This window comes from Streptomyces sp. Y309 (assembly GCF_056712025.1).
The window spans coordinates 3,726,534-3,743,431 of the sequence record NZ_CM160048.1 but is presented as its reverse complement, the minus strand read 5'-3'; the positions used below and the strand labels follow the sequence as shown (position 1 = coordinate 3,743,431).

The window sequence follows — 16,898 nt, the reverse complement described above, 5'->3', positions numbered from 1 at the left end:
CTGTGTCCTTCCGCGTGGATGCCCGGTGTGCCGGATAAGGCTTATCCGGATCCGGGCTTCCGTGAAAGAAGGACTGGGGGCGCGAAGATCGTTCTCTGCCACGCGGATACGTGGCCGAGCCCTGCATCAGCCGACGCCCTATGCCACACGCGTACCACGCGGACTCAACGCCTCCGCCCCGCACGCCCCTTGGTGCAGCGTGCACCCCACACGTAACACCGCGCGCTCAAGGGCGACGCGGTGCACAATGGCCGGGACCCGCACGGCCGGAACAGGCCAGTGCGGGTCCGCGGTTCTACCGCAGGTCCACGGTCCTACCGCAGGTCCGACGCGATGCCTCGCAGCGCTTCCATCGTGCGGCGCAGCAGGCCCGGCCCGAACGTGATGCGGGTGGCGCCCAGTTCGCCCAGTTCCTTGGGGGAGGGGCCGCCGGGGGTGGCGATGGCGTTGAGGGGGCCGTCGATGCCGGCGCGCAGGGCGGGGAGTACGTCGGACGGGGCGAGGATGACGTACACGCAGTCGGCCCCGGCCTCCACGTACAGGCGGGCCCGCGCGAGGGTCTCGTCGAGGTCCGCGATGCCGCGTACGTACGTGTCCACGCGCGCGTTGATGAACAACCCGGCCCCGGCGACGGCCCGCACGTCCGCGAGGTAGTCCGCCTGCCGCGAGGCCTCCTTGAGGGTTCCGCTGCGATCGGTCTTGCTGCCCCAGGAGTCCTCCAGGTTGCACCCCACGACCCCGGCGTCGAGCAGCCGGTCGACCAGCTTGCGGGCCGGAAGCCCGTACCCGTCCTCGACGTCCGCGCTGACGGGCACCGACACACCCCGCGCGATCCGCGCCACCGCCGCGAACATCTCCTGCGGCGGCACCGACCCGTCCGCGTACCCGAGCGAGGCCGCGATCCCCGCGCTGGGCGTGGCGAGCGCGGGGAACCCGGCGTCCTCGAAGGTCCGCGCGCTCGCGACGTCCCAGGGCCCGGGGAGGATCAGCGGATCGCCGGCCGCCCTGCCGTGGTGCAGGGCGCGGAACGCCTCCACCGCGCCGCCCGTCACGCGTGCTCGCCGGGCTTGTAGGTGGGCGGGTTGCGGACGCTGACGTTGAGGCGGTTCCAGGCGTTGATCGCGGTGATCGTCGAGATGAGCTGCCCGAGCTCGCGGTCGTCGAAGTGCTTCGCCGCCCGCTCGTACACCTCGTCGGGCACGAAGCCGTCGGTGAGGACGGTGATCGCCTCGGTCAGGGCGAGGGCGGCCTGCTCCTTCTCGGAGTAGTGATCGCTCGCCTCCTCCCAGGCGTTGAGGAAGTAGATCCGCTCGTCGGTCTCGCCCGCGAGCTTCGCGTCTTTGATGTGCATGTCGATGCAGTACGCGCAGTGGTTGATCTGCGAGGCGCGGATCTCCATGAGGTGCTTGAGGTGGATGTCCATGCCCTTGGAGGCGGCCTGGGTGGCCGCTTGGAGGGCCTGAATGACGTCGAGGCTCACTTTGGCGCCGCGCTTGCTGCTGCTCATTACAAGTTCCTTTCTGAATAGGTGAGTTGGGAAGGTTGGCCGTGATCGGGTCAGTTGGCGGGGCGGTGGGCCGTCGAACCCGGCGTGTAGTGGCCCGGCACCATGCGGGAGGTCACCGCGAAGCGGTTCCAGCCGTTGATGAGGGTGATCGCCGCGATCAGGTGCGCCATCTCGGTCTCGTCGAAGTGCTTCGCCACCCGCTCGTACACCTCGTCCGGCACGAAGCCGTCGGTGAGGACGGTGACGGCCTCGGTGAGCTCGATCGCCGCGATCTCCTTGGCCGTGTAGAAGTGCTTGGACTCCTCCCACGCGCTGAGCTGCACGATCCGCTCGACGCTCTCGCCCGCGGCGAGCGCGTCCTTCGTGTGCATGTCGATGCAGAACGCGCAGTGGTTGATCTGCGAGGCGCGCAGCTGCACCAGTTCGAAGATGACCGGGTCGACGCCCTTCTTCGCGGCGGTGGCCAGCCGGATCATGGCCTTGTACGCCTCGGGGGCGTGCTCGGCGATGTTGAGGCGGGGGGTGTGCTCGGGGAGCAGGCCGCTGTCGTTCTGCTGGGCTGCCTGTGCCGCCTGTGCCGCCTGTGCCGCTTGTGCCGTCTCCGTCGTCGTCATGACTGTGAACCTACGCCGCGATTAGCCCACCGGTATGGTCCATTTCCATGGAAGATTCATGGGCCACTTTGCGCTCGGGGCTCGGCCTCGATCTGCACGTGGAGACGGGCGGCGGCGCCGGTTCCCGCTCTGGCGTCCGCAAGGGCATCACCGACGCCCTCCGCGAGGCCGTGCGCGGCGGCCGCCTCACCCCCGGCACCCGGCTGCCCTCCTCCCGCTCCCTGGCCGCCGACCTGGGCGTCGCCCGCAACACCGTCGCCGACGCGTACGCGGACCTGGTCGCCGAGGGCTGGCTGACCGCGCGGCAGGGCTCGGGCACGCGGGTCGCCGGGCGCGACGTACCGCGTCCGGCGGGCCCTGCCCGGCCGCAGCGCGTCCCGGGCGGCCTGACCCACGACCTGACGCCCGGCAGCCCCGACCTGTCGGCGTTCCCGCGCGCGGAGTGGCTGAAGGCCGCGCGCCGCGCCCTCGCGCACGCCCCGAACGAGGCGTTCGGCTACAGCGACCGCCGGGGCCGCGTCGAGCTGCGCACCGCCCTCGCCGCCTACCTCGCCCGCGCCCGCGGCGTGCGCGCCGACCCCGACCGGATCGTCGTCTGCGCGGGCTTCGTGGGTGCGCTGCGGCTGCTGTCCGCGGTGCTGCACGACCGCCTCGGCGTGCGGGACGTGGCCGTCGACTCCTACGGCCTGAGTTTCCACTGGGGGATCATGCGGGATGCGGGGCTGCGTACGAGGCCGCTCGGGCTTGATGAACTCGGGACGCGGACGGAGGAGCTGTCCGGGATGTCGGGGGCGTCGGGGGCCGGTGGCCGATCCGGTGGCGGTGGCCGTGGCGCGGTGACCGCCGCGCTCCTCACCCCCTCCCACCAGTTCCCGATGGGCGTGCCCCTCAGCCCTGCCCGGCGCGCGGACGTCGTCGACTGGGCGCGGCGTGCGGGCGGGCTGATCCTGGAGGACGACTACGACGGCGAGTTCCGTTACGACCGGCAGCCGGTCGGCGCGCTCCAGGGCCTCGACCCCGACCGGGTGGTCTACCTCGGCACGGCCAGCAAGTCCCTCGCGCCCGGGCTGCGGCTCGCCTGGATGGTGCTGCCGCCGGAGGTGGCCGCCGAGGTCGCCGCGCACACCGGTGGCGGTGGGTGGTCCGTGGGTGCCCTCGACCAGCTCACGCTCGCCGAATTCCTCACGTCCGGGGCGTACGACCGGCACGTCCGTGCCTCGCGCCTGCGTTACCGGCGCCGGCGCGACCAACTCGTCGCCGCCCTCGCCGAGCGGGCGCCCGATGTCCGGGCCACCGGTATCGCCGCCGGGCTGCACGCCGTGCTCCGGCTGCCGTCCGGGACCGAGCAGTCGGTCATCCAGGCGGCGAACTGGCAGCGGCTGGGGGTGCAGGGCCTCGGGTGGTTCCGGCACCCCGAGGCGGCGGGGCCCCGCCTGGACGCCCTGGTCGTGGGCTATGGGACTCCTACGGAGCGGGGCTGGCCGGGGGCCTTGGAGGCGCTGTGCCGGGTGTTGCCCTGATCCGTCGAGTGAACGTGGCCGCCCGGAGGTCGGCAGAATGGCGCTTCCGGGACGGAAGTCAAGGGCGCCCTTCGGGCGTCGGCTTCGCCGATTCCGCTGCGCTCCACCCTTGACTGCCGTCCCTCCAGCGCGAGTTGCTGTTGTCCGGGCGGCCCGGGGAGGGGGCGGCGGGCAGCCTCCGGTGGCGGCCAATCGGTCTCGTCGCCGAGTGCGGACCGGATCTTCTTGCGTGACCCCTCACGGTCGGGGGAACGGACGGGCCCGGTAGCGGGAGCACACGGTTTCACCGCCGGGTGCGGACCGGATCTTCTTGCCTGACCCCTCGCCGCCGGGGGAACGTGCGGGCCCGGTAGCGGGCGGCCACCCTTCGCAGCCGACTGCGGCCAGCCCTCATCCCCCTCCGACACCTACTTTGGAAAAGTTGCGAGCAGCGCGCGAGGTGGCGCACTCCAACCCATTCGCGCCCCCTCCCCACCCGCACTACCCCACGCACGCCTCGCACAACTTTTCCGAAGTAGGTCAGAGAGCCCGGGTCGGCGCCCCGACAACCGGCCGCCCGCCCGGCGGAACAGGCGAGCCACCCACCCAGCGCCCCGTTGGGCCACAGGCCAGCGCCGCGCACCAAGGCTGTGCCGGGCTGCACTCGGCGACGAGACCGATTGGCCGCCACCGGAGGCTGCCCGCCGCCCCCTCCCCGGGCCGCCCGGACAACAGCAACTCGCGCTGGAGGGACGGCAGTCAAGGGTGGAGCGCAGCGGAATCGGCGCAGCCGACGCCCGAAGGGCGCCCTTGACTTCCGTCCCGGAAGCGCCATTCTGCCGACCTCCGGGCGGCCACGTTCACCTGCACGCGCAGGGTAACTGTCGCCATTGAGGCCAACTGCACCATTTCTGCGCGCAGTTGACGCCCCTTCGTACACCTGTCTAGAACTCCTCACAGTTTTCCGTTCACTGCTCCTGGAATTCCACGGGCGGCACTCCGTGCTGCCCGCAACTCGGAAGCACAGAGAGGTAGTCGGCACAGTGAGAACTGGTCATCGCGGGCCATTAGCCGCCCTCGCCGTCTCGGCGGTCGTCGCCACGGCGCTGCCGCAACTCGCCTTCGCGTCGGAGCCCGACGCCGTACCGGAACAGAGACAGGTAGAGGCCCCGGCACCCCGGGCCGCCCCGCCGAAGGACCCGCCGAAGCGCAGCTACCCCACCAACTCCCCGCACCTCAAGGTCACGTACGGAAAGGAAGGCGCCACCGCTCTCGACGCACCGAAGGCCGTGCGGGGGACGGGCCCCGAGCTTTCCTGGCCCAAGGCCACGGCCGACGGCGTCGTCGCGTACCAGCTGCACCGTTCGCCCCGCCCCGGGTTCCGGCCCACCACCTCGACCCTCGTGGCCACGCTCGGCAAGGGCGCGACACGCTTCAGGGACACCACGACCGAGCCGAGCCCACCCGGTGGCCGCTCCGAGGTCTCCCGGCGCTACTCCTACCGGATCCTCGCGCAGACCAAGGACGGGCACCTGCTCGGCTCGCCCGTGCGCCGCGTGGGGGTGCCCAAGGCCGGCCACACCCTGCGCGTCCCGAAAGCGGGGGACGACCCGAAGGCGGGCATCCCGAAGAAGGCGCGCGTCCTGAAGGCCACCCGGCACAGCGTCGTCTACACGACCCCCACCCCCTGGGACACCTATTACGCCCCGGGCACGCCCACCCGCATGACCGCCCGCAACACCTACCCGGTGGACGTCACCGTCACGAACACCACCGGCTCCGCCTGGCCCGCGGGCGAGCGCGAGCTCAGCTACCGGTGGGCCCACCCCGACGGCTCGGACGCCACGTCCGGCGACAACCAGCTCAAGACGGACATCCCCGCCCTCGCCGCGGGCGCCTCCGCGACCGTGAAGGCCACCGTCAAGGCCCCGCCCGTGGACGGCAACCGCCGCGCGGGCTACACCCTGACCTGGGACGTCTACAACAAGGCCGACGACACCTGGCTCTCCCAGAAGCCCGGCATCGGCGGCCTCGCCCAGACCACGGCCGTCGAGGACCCCACCGCCGACCGGCTCGGCCTGGAGAAGTACCACGCGTACACGGGCAAGAACACCGGCGCGGGCTCCACCCTGATGTCCAACGTCGGTTCCGGCAACGCCGTCTGGACGTACGACGCCTTCAGCAACCCGGGCCGCGGCATCAACACCTTCGCGCGCTTCACCTACAACGCGCAGGACACCTCCGACAGCCACCTCGGCCACGGCTGGTCGGCGCAGGCCTCGGGCCCGCTGCGCCTCGGCACCATGCTCGACTTCCACCCGGACGTGAACCCGGACCAGGCATACGTCGTCGACGGCGACGGCACCCAGCAGATCTTCCGGAGGGAGGGGGCAAGCGGGGAGTGGAAGCCTTCGGCCGGCTATCACTATCGGCTGACGGCCAAGGAAGGCGCGCGTACCTCGTGCCTGCCCGGCGTCGACCCCGAGGTGCCGGACGCCTGGACGCTGACCCGCCCGGACGGCACCCGCTTCCTGATCGGCTGCGACGGCTACCTGACCTCCGTCGTCGACAAGAACGGCAACACCCAGACGTACAGCTACGAACTGCGCGACTCCGGCAACCGGCGTGTCAAGTTCCTCAAAGAGATCAAGGATCCGTCGGCCCGGACCACGATGAAGCTGGATTACTTCCGGCCGGGCGACGCCACGTACGAGTACATCGACGACAAGGGTGAGAAGGCCTCCGGGAAGGATCTGTGGAACCCCAAGATCTACGACCACTTGAAGTCGGTCACTGATGTCTCGGGGCGCAGGATCTCCTTCCATTACACGGAGAAGGGGCACCTCGGCCGCCTCACCGACGGTGAGGGATCCGAGCAGCCCAAGGTCTTCTCGTTCACGTACGACGCGGCACAGGGCGCCAAGAACGCGAAGCTGACCAAGGTCACCGACCCGCGCGGCAACAGCACCGGCCTCGACTACTCCGTCACCCCTGAGACCGACTACCGCTGGTCGACGAAGACGGTCACCGACCGCCTCGACGGCACCACGGACTTCGCGTACAGAAAGCGCCAAGGCGGCGGCGACGAGACGAAGGTCACCGACGCCGAGCGGCACTCCTCCACGTACGAGACTGACGACGGCGACCGGCCGGTCAAGGTCGTCAACGCCAAGTCCCAGTACACAAAGATGAGTTGGGACGGCGACAACAACGTCACGCTCCTGGAGGAGAACAACGGCGCGAAGACGGCCTACTGCTACGACCAGAAGACCGGCTACCCGCTGTGGGAGCGCTCGGCGGAGGAGAACAAGGACGGCGTGCCGTCGGCGGACGACTGCGCGCCCGGCAAGCACCCCGCCCACGCGACCCGTTACGAGTACCAGACCCGCGAGGACGGCTACGTCGCCGACCTGAAGAAGAAGACCTCGGCGGAGAACCGGGCCTGGGAGTTCGGCCACGACGCCAAAGGCAACCTGAAGAAGGTCACCGACCCGAAGGGTCTGTCGACGCCCGAGGACGGCGACTACACGACTACGTACGACTACGACGCGTACGGCCAGCTCACCAAGGCCACCGACGCCAACGGCAACCCGGTCCTCTACTCGGACTTCGCGCCCGCCGGCTACCCGCGCACCACCACGGACGCCCTCAGCAAGGTCACGAAGACCGAGTACGACGAGCGCGGCCAGGTCACGGCGGTCACGGACGCGCTGAACAAGAAGACCACGCAGACGTACGACACCTACGGGCGGCCGCTGGTGTCGAAGGTGCCCAAGGACCAGGCGGCGGGCGAGTTCGTCACGACCCCGGCGCCCACGTACGACGCGAACGACAACGTCGAGAAGTCCATCGCCCCCAACGGCGCGGTGTCGACGGCCGCGTACGACAAGGCCGACCAGGTCGTGTCGGCCACCGCGCCCAAGGACACGGACAGCTCCGGGGAGCGGAAGACGGCCTACACGTACGACAAGGTCGGCAACCTGCGGACGACGACGGAGCCGAAGGGCGTGGCGACCCCGTCGGACCCCGACGACTACGTCACGACCAACACGTACGACGAGGTCTACCAGCTCACGTCGGTCGTCAACGCCAAGAAGGACAAGGTCAGTTATGTGTACGACGGCGTGGGCAATCCGGTCCGCGTCATCGACCCCAAGAAGAACAACACCTCCGACCCGGACGACTACACCACCAAGACCGACTACGACATGAACCACCGGGTCGTCGCCGTCACGGACGCGGCAGGCCGCACGACCAAGCAGGCCTACGACAAGGACTCCCTGGTCGTCTCGGTGACCGACCAGGAGAACAACACCACCAAGAACCACTACGACGAGCGCGGCAAGCTCGCCGTGACCGAAGCCCCGCACACGGACAAGGCGACCCGCACGACGAAGTTCGGCTACGACGAAGTCGGCAACCGGATCAAGGTGTTCTCGCCGCGCAGCGTGGCCGCCGACCGCCCCGACGCCTTCGTCTCCGAGACCACGTACGACCAGCTCAACCGGCCCCAGCGGCAGATCCAGCCCTACGACCCGAAGGACCCCCGCTACAACCGGAAGGTCTGGACGGAGACGACGTACGACGCGGTGGGCCGCGTGGCCAAGGTGTCGATGCCGCCGTCCGAGGGCGAGCAGACCCGCAACGACACGACGTACGCGTACTTCGACAACGGCTGGGTGAAGTCGTCCAAGGACGCGTGGAACATCACGACCGAGTACGACTACAACCAGCTCGGGCAGCAGAGCGCGCGCCAGCTCACCTCGGCCGCGGGCTCCTCCAGCCGCACCATGCGCTGGGGCCACTACCCGGACGGGAACCTCAAGTCGCTGGACGACGACGGGATTCCGGTGGGCCGCAACGAGGTCCTGGGCGAGAAGTCGCAGCAGCGGGGGAGTGATGGGTGGAAGCTGCCGATCCCGAAGTCGGGCACGTACACGGCGTACGCGGACCGTCCCGGGGACGGCAAGAGCTGGATCAAGCTCGGCGAGAAGACGTACAAGAAGAACGAGATCACGACGGTCGAGGCCGACGGCGCGTCCAAGGTCAAGCTGGTCCGTGACGCCTCGGCCGAGGCGGACGCCGAGCGCAAGCGCTTCGCGTACGCCTACGACGTCAACGGCAACCTCACGTCGATCGACGACAAGTCGACGGGCACGAAGGTCGACGCGTACACGATCTCGTACACGGGCCTGAACCAGGTCGAGAAGGTCGTGGAGGCGCTGGCGGGCCAGGAGCGGAAGTCGACGTCGTACACGTACGACGCGAACGGCCAGCCGGAGACGCTCAAGCACCCCGACCAGTACGCCAAGTACACCTACGACCTGCGGGAGCTGGTGAAGACGGCCTCGGTCGGCAAGTCGCCGACCGACGCGTCCCCGAAGGTCACGTCGTACGACTACACCTGGCGCGGCGAGAAGAGCCGCGAGACCAAGGCCAACAAGAACACCGTCGACTACGGCTACTTCCTGGACGGCGCCCTCAAGTCCCAGACGGAGAAGAAGCCGAACGGGACGCTCGTCTCCTCCCACACCTACGCCTACGACCCGAACGGCAACAAGGCGCAGGACGTGGCGAAGAAGATGAACGCCGACGACGCGACGAAGTACGTGTCGTCCACCACCGACTACGCGTACGACCCCGCCGACCGCCTCTCGAAGTCGGCCCGCACGGGCGACGGGGCGGGCACGGAGACGTACGTCCACGACGACAACGCGAACGTCGTCTCCCAGACGGTCAAGGGCAAGACGACGACCTATGGCTACGACCGCAACCGCCTGCTGAAGGCGGCGTCGGGCGGCACGGAGGCCTGGTACACGTACGACCCCTTCGGCCGCCAGGAGTCGGTGACGTCCGGCGGCAAGGTCATCGAGCGCAACACCTACGACGGCTTCGACCGCGTGACGCAGCACGAGAAGTCGGACGGCACGGCGGGTGCCCTCAAGACCACGAAGTACGCGTACGACCCGCTGGACCGCACCGCGAACCGCACGGATGCCGCCGGCAAGAAGACGGACTACAACTACCTGGGCATGTCGGGCGAGGTCCTCAGCGAGGACGTGGCGGGCAAGCTCACGAAGTCCTACCAGTACAGCCCCTGGGGCGAGCGCCTCTCCCAGGTCAAGCACGCCGCCGACGGCAAGACCGAGGACACCTTCTACGGCTACAACAGCCACACGGACGTCGAGTCCCTGACGGACAAGGACGGCAACGCGAAGGCCACCTACGGCTACACGGCCTACGGAAACGCCGACCCCGCCGACTTCACCGGCATCGACAAGCCCACGGCGACGGATCCGACAAAGGAGGCCTACAACCCTTACCGCTTCAACTCCAAGCGCTGGGACGGGGCCTCCGGCACGTACGACATGGGCTTCCGGGACTACAGCCCGGGGCTGAACCGGTTCATGACGCGGGACATGTACAACGGGGCGCTGGCGGACATGGAGCTGGGGTCGGATCCGCTTACGGGGAACCGGTACGCGTTCGCGGGCGGCAACCCCACCACCTTCCTGGAGTTGGACGGCCACGACTTCGGCATCCCCTCCGTCACCAACACCTTCAAAGGCATGCGGGAAGGCCTGACGAAGGGCTTCAAGGGGGCCGTGAAGGGCGGCGCGAAGCTGGTCGGCAAACGCAATCCCGTGGGGACCACCTTCAGCCTGCTCAAGATCCTCGGCGCCATCGACCAGAACCCGTGGGACAGGGCCGTCGACTCGGCGGTGGACCGGGCGGCGAGCGCGATCTTCGGTGAGGAGGAGAAGAAGAAGTCACCTCCGCCCAAGCGGATGAACCAGGATCGCGAGGACTGCCTGTCGGGCAACTGGAAAGGCTCCGCCATCACCTACGACCCGCTGGTCGACGGGAAGGCGCAGGGTGCGCAGGCGTGCCTCAGCAAGCCGCTGGGGCAGGGATCCAAGGCCGCTCAAATCAACATCTCCGGCTATCAGGACGCGCGCAGCAAGGGGTTCAATGTCTCTCGCTGCCATCTGATCGCCAAGACCCTGGGCGGCAATGGGAAGATCCACGAGAACCTGGTCACCTGCGCTCAGAATCCGACGAATTCGGCGAACATGTACCACCGTTTCGAGTCGGAAGTGGAGCAGCAAGTTGCAGCGAACAAGAACGTCTACTACAACGTCACGCCGCTCTATAAGGAAGGAGCTTCTCGCCCTTATGCGGTGAGCATGTTCTACGCCACCAGCGGCGGCGAGACCAGGGAGAACACATTCCCCAACTGGGCGTACCGCAGAGGAGTTTGGACGCCCCTGGGGTGAGTGTCTGATCGCCTGAGTCGACCTGCGGTGCTGCGGTCCCGGACGTTACGATGGGGCCGCAGCACCTCTTGACCTGTATACCCCGTGCACGCTTGGAGGTCGTCCGGTGTCTTTTACCACCCCTGCCCCCTCGGTGAATGTGGCCGAGCTGGTTCCAGAGCTGGGTGAATGGCGCCGGGAAACCGTCAGGCTGCATCCGCGGGCCGGGCGGCCGGGCCTCGACGAGAGCCATGTCGGTGGCCCTATGCTGCGGGTCCGGGACAGTACTTGGCCGGTGTGCGAGGAACATCCGGCCGACGTGGACGGTGAGTCGATCGGGCCGCGGCCGATGGCGCCCGTGGCGCAGTTGTGGGCGAAGGACTTTCCGGAAATCCCCTTCCCGTCGGGGACGGATCTCCTGCAGATCTACTGGTGCCCCAACGACCATTACATCGAGTACCCGAACTCCGAGTACGGCGGCCCGGATGCCGTACTGAGATGGCTCGATTCCTCGGCGGCCTGCGGCGCCGAGCAGATCGAGAGCGGCGCGGGCGTGCGGCCGGTGGAGGAGTCGTATCTGATACGCCCCTGTGTGGTCTTCCCCGAGCGAGTGGCCGAGTTCCCGGACAGGGATGAGCTGACCGCCGATGTCCAGGAGCGGCTGACCGCCCTGGACGAACGCGAAGACCTCGACTACCAGTACGCGCTGTCGATCGCCATGGGCTGGAAGGTGGGAGGGTGGCCCAGTTGGCACTCGACCGACAAGCTCGACCTCGAGTGTCCCGACTGTGGCGCCGAAGTGGATCTCCTTCTCAAGGCCGACAGTTGCGAGTGGGACGGCGGGAGCAACCGCTGGCAGCCGCAGGAGGTCGCGCTGCTCGACGAAGCGGACAGCGAGGATGCCTGCCGACCGACAGGCGCAGTGGTGGGCAGGGCGGGAGAGATGCGGATCTTCGTCTGCCGGAGCGATCCACGGCATGGACCTGTCCTGGACATCCAGTGACATGCCCGATACTCAGTGACTTGCCCGATGACGCGCCGATACCTCGGGCTGGAGGGTGAGGTCGGAGGTGCGCTTCGCGCTAGCGGTCGGCGTCTGCCTCGGCCTCGGCCTCGGCCTCCACCTTCGCCTCCACCGCCACCGGGGCCTCCCCGAAGCGGGCCAAGGCCAGTGCTCCCGTCACCGCCACCCCGAAGCCCAGGATTGCCAGCCAGGTCAGGCCCTCGCGGGTGCGGTCGCCCAGCCAGATGACGCCTACCAGGGCGGGGCCGATCGTTTCGCCGATGACCATGCCCGCCGTGGCCGTGGTGACCGAGCCGCGCTGGAGGGCGGAGGTGAGGAGCAGGAAGGCCGCGCCGCCGCCCACCAGCAACGCGTACGTCGCGGGGTTGGCGGCGAGCGCTCCCGGCGACACGTCGTCGATGAGGCGGACCGTGACCTCCACGACGCCGAAGCCGCAGCCCGCGCCGAGCCCGAGGGCCAACGCCCGCCCCCCGTCCGGCAGTCGACCGGCCACAGCCCCGAGGACCAGGACGGCCACGGCCACCCCCACCATCGCCCACCGCAGCGCCGTCGACCCGCTCTCGTCGCCCTCCGCGCCCGACGCGAGCCCCAGCATCGCGAGCCCCGCGCACACCACCCCCACGGCCCCCCACTCCACCCCGCTCAACCGCACCCGCAGCAGCCGCGCCGCGACCACCGCCGTCACGGCGAGCGACGCGGCCAGGGCGGCCCCCACCGCGTAGATGGGGATGGAGCGGAGCGCCACGATCTGGAGCAGGAAGCCGAGGCCGTCCAGGGCAAGCCCGGCCACGTACCGCCACTGCCGCACCGCCCGCCACAGCAGCGCCGGGTCGACCCCGGACCCCGTACCGGGCGCGGTCGAGCGCGCCGCGACCGCCTGCAACACCGACGCCGTACCGAAGCAGACCGCCGAACCGAGCGCGCAAATCATCCCAAGAGACACGAAAGGACAGTAGATCAGGGGGCGGTACGGGACCCGTCGGCGGGGCGGTGCCGACGGTCATCTACCCTGCGTCGTCGGTAAGGCTCGGTAGGGCTCGGTACGGCCGGTACGGCTCGGTACGGCGAAGAACTCACGGGGGAGCGGCAAGGACATGGCCGAAGAGATACGACGACGGCGGCGGCTGCGCTCCAGCACCGTGGCCCTCGGCTCCATGGGCGTCCTCGCCGCCGCCCTCACCTCCTGCGGCTCCGAGCCGGACAAGCGCTGCGTGGACCGCGACAGTTACGACTTCCTCACCGGCTACAAGATCGTCAGCAGTAAGAAGTGCACAGGCACCAGCACCGGCACAGCCGCCCGCGCCGACGCCGCCTGGTACTACGACCCCGACGTCGACGGCCGCTACGCCGACGACGGCACCTTCAGCCGCAGCGAGGCCGTCGACCGCGACGGCTTCGGCTGCTCGGGCTCCGGCGGCGGCTGAGGCCCGACCGTGGAGCGCCGCACGACCACCCCCCGCCCCGGCTGGCAGCAGACCGTCGAAGAGCAGGGGCTCATCTATCCGCTCACCCGCCACCCGGACGGGACCCTGCGCCCCTACTGGGACGAGTCCGCGTACTACGTCTTCGGCCTCCCGGAGGTGGAAGCCCTGGAACAGGTCGTCGAGGAGCTGCACGCCATGTGCCTCGCGGCGGCCGACCACATCGTCCGGCAGGACCGCCTCGCCGACCTCGGCATCACGGAGCCGCGCCTCGCGGCCCTGGTGACGGAGGCCTGGCGGCGGCGGGACGAACTGCCGTCCCTGTACGGCAGGTTCGATCTGCGGTACGGCGGGGACGGAGGCGGCACCGGCGGCCCCGCCAAGCTCCTCGAGTACAACGCCGACACCCCCACCTCCCTCGTCGAGGCCGCCAGCCCGCAGTGGTTCTGGATGGAGGAGCGCTTCCCCGGCGCCGACCAGTGGAACTCCCTGCACGAACGGCTCGTCGACGCCTGGAAGAAGCAGGCCCGCCTGCTCCCGCCCGGCGGCCCTCTCTACTTCGCGCACTCCGCCGGCGACGAGCTGGGCGAGGACCTGATGACCGTCGCGTACCTCCGCGAGACCGCCGACCAGGCCGGGCTCGCCACCGACGCGATCTCCATGGAGGACATCGGCTGGGACCGCCTCTCGCGCCGCTTCGTCGACAAGAAGCTCCGCTTCATCCGCTCCTGCTTCAAGCTCTACCCCTGGGAGTGGCTGACCACGGACCGCTTCGCCCCGCACGTCCTGGAGACGCTCGACAACGGCGGCGGTACGGGTACGACGCTGTGGATCGAGCCCGCCTGGAAGATGCTGCTCTCCAACAAGGCGCTGCTCGCGGTCCTCTGGGAGCTGTACCCCGGCCATCCGAACCTGCTCCCCGCCTACCTGGACGGCCCCCGGGAACTGGCCACCACGACCGGATACGTCGCCAAGCCGCTCCTCGGCCGAGAGGGCGCGGGCGTGACCATCCACGAGCCGGACGCGGCGACCACCCCGACGCCCGCCCCTCCCCAAGAGCCTTGCTGCTACCAGGAGTTGGCGCCGCTCCCCGACTTCGACGGCAACCGCGTCGTCCTCGGCGCGTGGGTCGTCGAGGGCGAGGCGGCGGGCCTCGGCATCCGGGAGTCGTCGGGGCTCGTCACGGACGAGTACGCGAGGTTTCTGCCGCACGTGATCCTCTGACGATCCTCCGGCCCGGAGCTAGAGGCGTGGCCGGGTGCCGGGGTGGAGTTCGACGCGTACGGAGTCGTCGTCCTTGATGACGTACGTGGGGTCGGTGCTCTTGTGCCAGCCCAGCGGCAGTACGTAGTAGCGCTCGTCGCGTTCGACGAGCAGGCGCAGTCCGCTGTACCGGTAGCGGTAGTGGGTGCCGCGGCCCAGGTCCTCCACCTGCGGTCCGGGCGGGGCGAAGCTGAGGCGGTCGGTGCTGAGGACGACCACGGCCACCCGGCGCACGAGTTGGTCGGCGTCGTGGCGCGCGTCCTGGCGGCCGCGCTCCCCAGCCAGCAGGGCCACGACCCAGATCAGGAAGAGGCCCGCGGCCAGCAGCGAGGCGGCGCGCCGCCACGGCGGCGGGGGCGCGGTGCCCGGGGGATTGGCGGCGCGGGACCGGCCGAGCAGCAGCCCCGCCGCCACGAGCAGCGGCGCGGACCAGGCGTACGGCTGGATCCACCGCCACAGCAGCAACAGGACGGCTCCGGCGGCGACGAACCCGACGTGGGCCCGCGCCACCGCCCGCCCGGCCCTGCGCAGCCGGCCCACATGGCGGGCGGGGACCCGCAGGGCCGTCAGGAGCCGGGGCAGGTACGGGACCAGGAGGGCCAGGACGAGGGCTTCCAGGGCGGGCAGGGCGGCGAGGCTCAGGCTGCGGATGACCAGTTCGAAGGTGTCGAAGCCGACGGCGAAGCTGTCGAGGTGGAAGTAGCCGAAGTAGGCGCTGGTGTAGATGTAGCCCGCGTACAGCATCAGGGCGCCGGCGAACGAGGCGGCTCCGACGACGGCGTTGACGAGTTCTACGGGGCCGCCGCTGCCGTTTCTGCCACTGCCGCCACCGCCGACAGTGGTGGCGGTGGGCGCCGGGCGCGGTTCCGGGACGCGCGCGGGGGCGGGGCCGCGCCGGGTGGCGGCCCGCCGTACCTCGGGCGAACGCGGCGCCCGCCGCAGCCGGGGTGTACGCCCCGCCCCGGTCGGGCCCGGTGATTGGCCGCCCACCCCGGTCAGTTCCCGTCGGGTGAGGGCGACGGCGCGGAGCCGCCACCGCCTGACACGGCGCCCGACCCCGGCGACGCCCCCGGCTCGGTCGTCTCCGGCGTACGCACGCACGGAATCTCCTCGGCCCCCGTGGCCGGGGGCGAGGTGCAGCCCGGCGGGGCCGCGGGGGTCGAGCCGGTGACGCCGGGGCCGGGTGCGCCTATCGGGCCGGTGTCGACCGGCGGCGGCTGCACCGGCGGAACGCCGGGGTCGCCGCCGTTGCCCTGCGTACCGGGCGACGGCCCGCCGGGCGCGGCGGCGGACTCGCCGGGGACCCCCTGTGACGGGACCGTCCCGGGGCCCGACGACCCGCCCTGCCGCTCCGGCGTGCCTCCTCCCGGCCCGCCCGACTGGCCGCACGCGGCGGCTCCGAGGCCCAGGACGACCACCATGACGGCCGCTGAAAGGGCTCCTCCGGCTGCGACACCTTGACGTACGCGCATACGTTCCCCCTCACACCGGAACGTCCTCACAGTGTGTGAGCGAAGAATGGCACCGGGAGCGCGGGCTGCCCATATCCCGTGCGCGAAATTCACCCTCGTACGCCCCCTTTGGCCTCTGGGCGCCGAGGGGCCGCTGGATTGGTCGGGAGCCGCGCAGGGCACTATGGGCGGTCGCATCGACAGGAAACATGTGAGGACTCAGCGCGGAATGCGGAAGCACCGGAACCACCACACGCACCACAAGCACCTCGGACTGACGGCCGTCGGCGTGATCGCCGCCTTGGCGCTGACCGCGTGCGGCGGCGGCTCGGACGACGACTCGGGCAAGGACGGGAAGCCCGGCGCCGCCAAGGAGTCCGAGGCGCCGAAGAACCTCAAGGTCGGTCAGGCGGGCCCCGAGCAGGAGATCACCAGCTACAAGAAGACCGCGAAGTTCTCCCTCACGCCGACGAAGGTCACCGAGGGCAAGCCGGCGGACCTCAAGGAACTCGGCGACGACAAGAAGTACAAGGGCAAGAAGGTCGCCTGGATCTACGTCAAGGCCAAGCACGTCGGCGGGACCGCCGCGATCAAGAGCCCGACGGTGATGAGCGACGTCGGCGCCGAGACCAGCGCGGGTGCCCCCGCCACGAAGTTCATCCTCATCGGAGACCTCTCCAGCCGCCCCGCCGACTGCGTCGGCAATGACGGCCAGAAGGAGCTCGGCGGCGAGGACCTCTGGAAGAAGGGCGAGGAGCGCACGGTGTGCGAGCCGTACCTTCTTCCGGCCGCCGACAAGGTCACGTCCGTGACGTACTCCCAGGGCTTCTACAAGGAGCCCCTCAAGTGGGCGGTCAAGTAGC

General features: G+C 70.1%; 12 protein-coding genes. 6 read left to right on the top strand and 6 right to left on the bottom strand.

Annotated features, from left to right (window positions below; translation table 11 throughout):
* Positions 1-314: 314 nt before the first annotated feature.
* The 3 genes from AC0KTA_RS14555 to AC0KTA_RS14545 are packed head-to-tail and all read right to left on the bottom strand — an operon-like array spanning position 315 to position 2,121.
* On the bottom strand, positions 315-1,052 hold the full coding sequence (locus AC0KTA_RS14555; RefSeq protein WP_481055562.1) for an isocitrate lyase/PEP mutase family protein: 738 nt from the start codon (positions 1,050-1,052) through the stop codon (positions 315-317).
* A complete protein-coding gene (locus AC0KTA_RS14550) occupies positions 1,049-1,507 on the bottom strand; it encodes a carboxymuconolactone decarboxylase family protein (protein ID WP_481055561.1) in 459 nt (152 codons plus the stop codon). The genes AC0KTA_RS14555 and AC0KTA_RS14550 overlap by 4 nt, the downstream gene beginning before the upstream one ends.
* A 50-nt stretch (positions 1,508-1,557) precedes the next feature.
* The gene (locus AC0KTA_RS14545; RefSeq protein ID WP_481055560.1) at positions 1,558-2,121 is read right to left on the bottom strand and encodes a carboxymuconolactone decarboxylase family protein; all 564 of its coding nucleotides are present in this window, start codon (positions 2,119-2,121) and stop codon (positions 1,558-1,560) included.
* Between the two features lie 47 nt (positions 2,122-2,168).
* Between AC0KTA_RS14545 and pdxR the strand changes: the two genes are divergently transcribed.
* The 3 genes from pdxR (at position 2,169) to AC0KTA_RS14530 (ending at position 11,879) form a co-directional block, all read left to right on the top strand.
* Positions 2,169-3,641 carry a MocR-like pyridoxine biosynthesis transcription factor PdxR gene (pdxR, locus tag AC0KTA_RS14540; protein WP_481055559.1) on the top strand — a complete coding sequence of 491 codons (1,473 nt, stop codon included), beginning with the start codon at positions 2,169-2,171 and terminating at the stop codon, positions 3,639-3,641.
* A gap of 1,022 nt (positions 3,642-4,663) precedes the next feature.
* Positions 4,664-10,897 carry a DNA/RNA non-specific endonuclease gene (locus AC0KTA_RS14535; protein WP_481055558.1) on the top strand — a complete coding sequence of 2,078 codons (6,234 nt, stop codon included), beginning with the start codon at positions 4,664-4,666 and terminating at the stop codon, positions 10,895-10,897.
* Between the two features lie 133 nt (positions 10,898-11,030).
* Positions 11,031-11,879: a DUF1963 domain-containing protein gene (locus AC0KTA_RS14530; RefSeq protein ID WP_481055557.1), complete on the top strand. Its 849-nt coding sequence runs from the start codon at positions 11,031-11,033 to the stop codon at positions 11,877-11,879.
* Between the two features lie 79 nt (positions 11,880-11,958).
* Here AC0KTA_RS14530 and AC0KTA_RS14525 read toward each other — a convergent pair whose 3' ends face one another.
* Complete coding sequence (locus AC0KTA_RS14525) at positions 11,959-12,831, bottom strand: DMT family protein (RefSeq protein ID WP_481056423.1); 873 nt, start codon at positions 12,829-12,831, stop codon at positions 11,959-11,961.
* Positions 12,832-12,994: 163 nt separating this feature from the next.
* Between AC0KTA_RS14525 and AC0KTA_RS14520 the strand changes: the two genes are divergently transcribed.
* Positions 12,995-13,324: a hypothetical protein gene (locus AC0KTA_RS14520; RefSeq protein ID WP_481055556.1), complete on the top strand. Its 330-nt coding sequence runs from the start codon at positions 12,995-12,997 to the stop codon at positions 13,322-13,324.
* Positions 13,325-13,333: 9 nt separating this feature from the next.
* Positions 13,334-14,545: a glutathionylspermidine synthase family protein gene (locus AC0KTA_RS14515; protein WP_481055555.1), complete on the top strand. Its 1,212-nt coding sequence runs from the start codon at positions 13,334-13,336 to the stop codon at positions 14,543-14,545.
* A gap of 18 nt (positions 14,546-14,563) precedes the next feature.
* On the opposite strand, the gene AC0KTA_RS14510 is transcribed toward AC0KTA_RS14515, so the two are convergent.
* Entirely contained in the window at positions 14,564-15,574 is a 1,011-nt protein-coding gene (locus AC0KTA_RS14510) for a hypothetical protein (protein ID WP_481055554.1), read from the bottom strand.
* Between the two features lie 5 nt (positions 15,575-15,579).
* On the bottom strand, positions 15,580-16,056 hold the full coding sequence (locus tag AC0KTA_RS14505; protein ID WP_481055553.1) for a hypothetical protein: 477 nt from the start codon (positions 16,054-16,056) through the stop codon (positions 15,580-15,582).
* Between the two features lie 208 nt (positions 16,057-16,264).
* On the opposite strand from AC0KTA_RS14505, the gene AC0KTA_RS14500 reads away from it, so the two are divergent.
* Positions 16,265-16,897, top strand: a complete 633-nt coding sequence (locus AC0KTA_RS14500; RefSeq protein ID WP_481055552.1) for a hypothetical protein — start codon at positions 16,265-16,267, stop codon at positions 16,895-16,897.
* Position 16,898 lies beyond the last annotated feature (1 nt).

Bases quoted from the DNA above. Each gene is read 5' to 3' on its own strand.
- AC0KTA_RS14505 (WP_481055553.1), bottom strand. From the start codon at position 16,056: ATGCGCGTACGTCAAGGTGTCGCAGCCGGAGGAGCCCTTTCAGCGGCC.
- AC0KTA_RS14545 (WP_481055560.1), bottom strand. From the start codon at position 2,121: ATGACGACGACGGAGACGGCACAAGCGGCACAGGCGGCACAGGCGGCA.
- AC0KTA_RS14500 (WP_481055552.1), top strand. From the start codon at position 16,265: ATGCGGAAGCACCGGAACCACCACACGCACCACAAGCACCTCGGACTG.
- AC0KTA_RS14520 (WP_481055556.1), top strand. From the start codon at position 12,995: ATGGCCGAAGAGATACGACGACGGCGGCGGCTGCGCTCCAGCACCGTG.
- AC0KTA_RS14550 (WP_481055561.1), bottom strand. From the start codon at position 1,507: ATGAGCAGCAGCAAGCGCGGCGCCAAAGTGAGCCTCGACGTCATTCAG.
- AC0KTA_RS14525 (WP_481056423.1), bottom strand. From the start codon at position 12,831: ATGATTTGCGCGCTCGGTTCGGCGGTCTGCTTCGGTACGGCGTCGGTG.
- pdxR (WP_481055559.1), top strand. From the start codon at position 2,169: ATGGAAGATTCATGGGCCACTTTGCGCTCGGGGCTCGGCCTCGATCTG.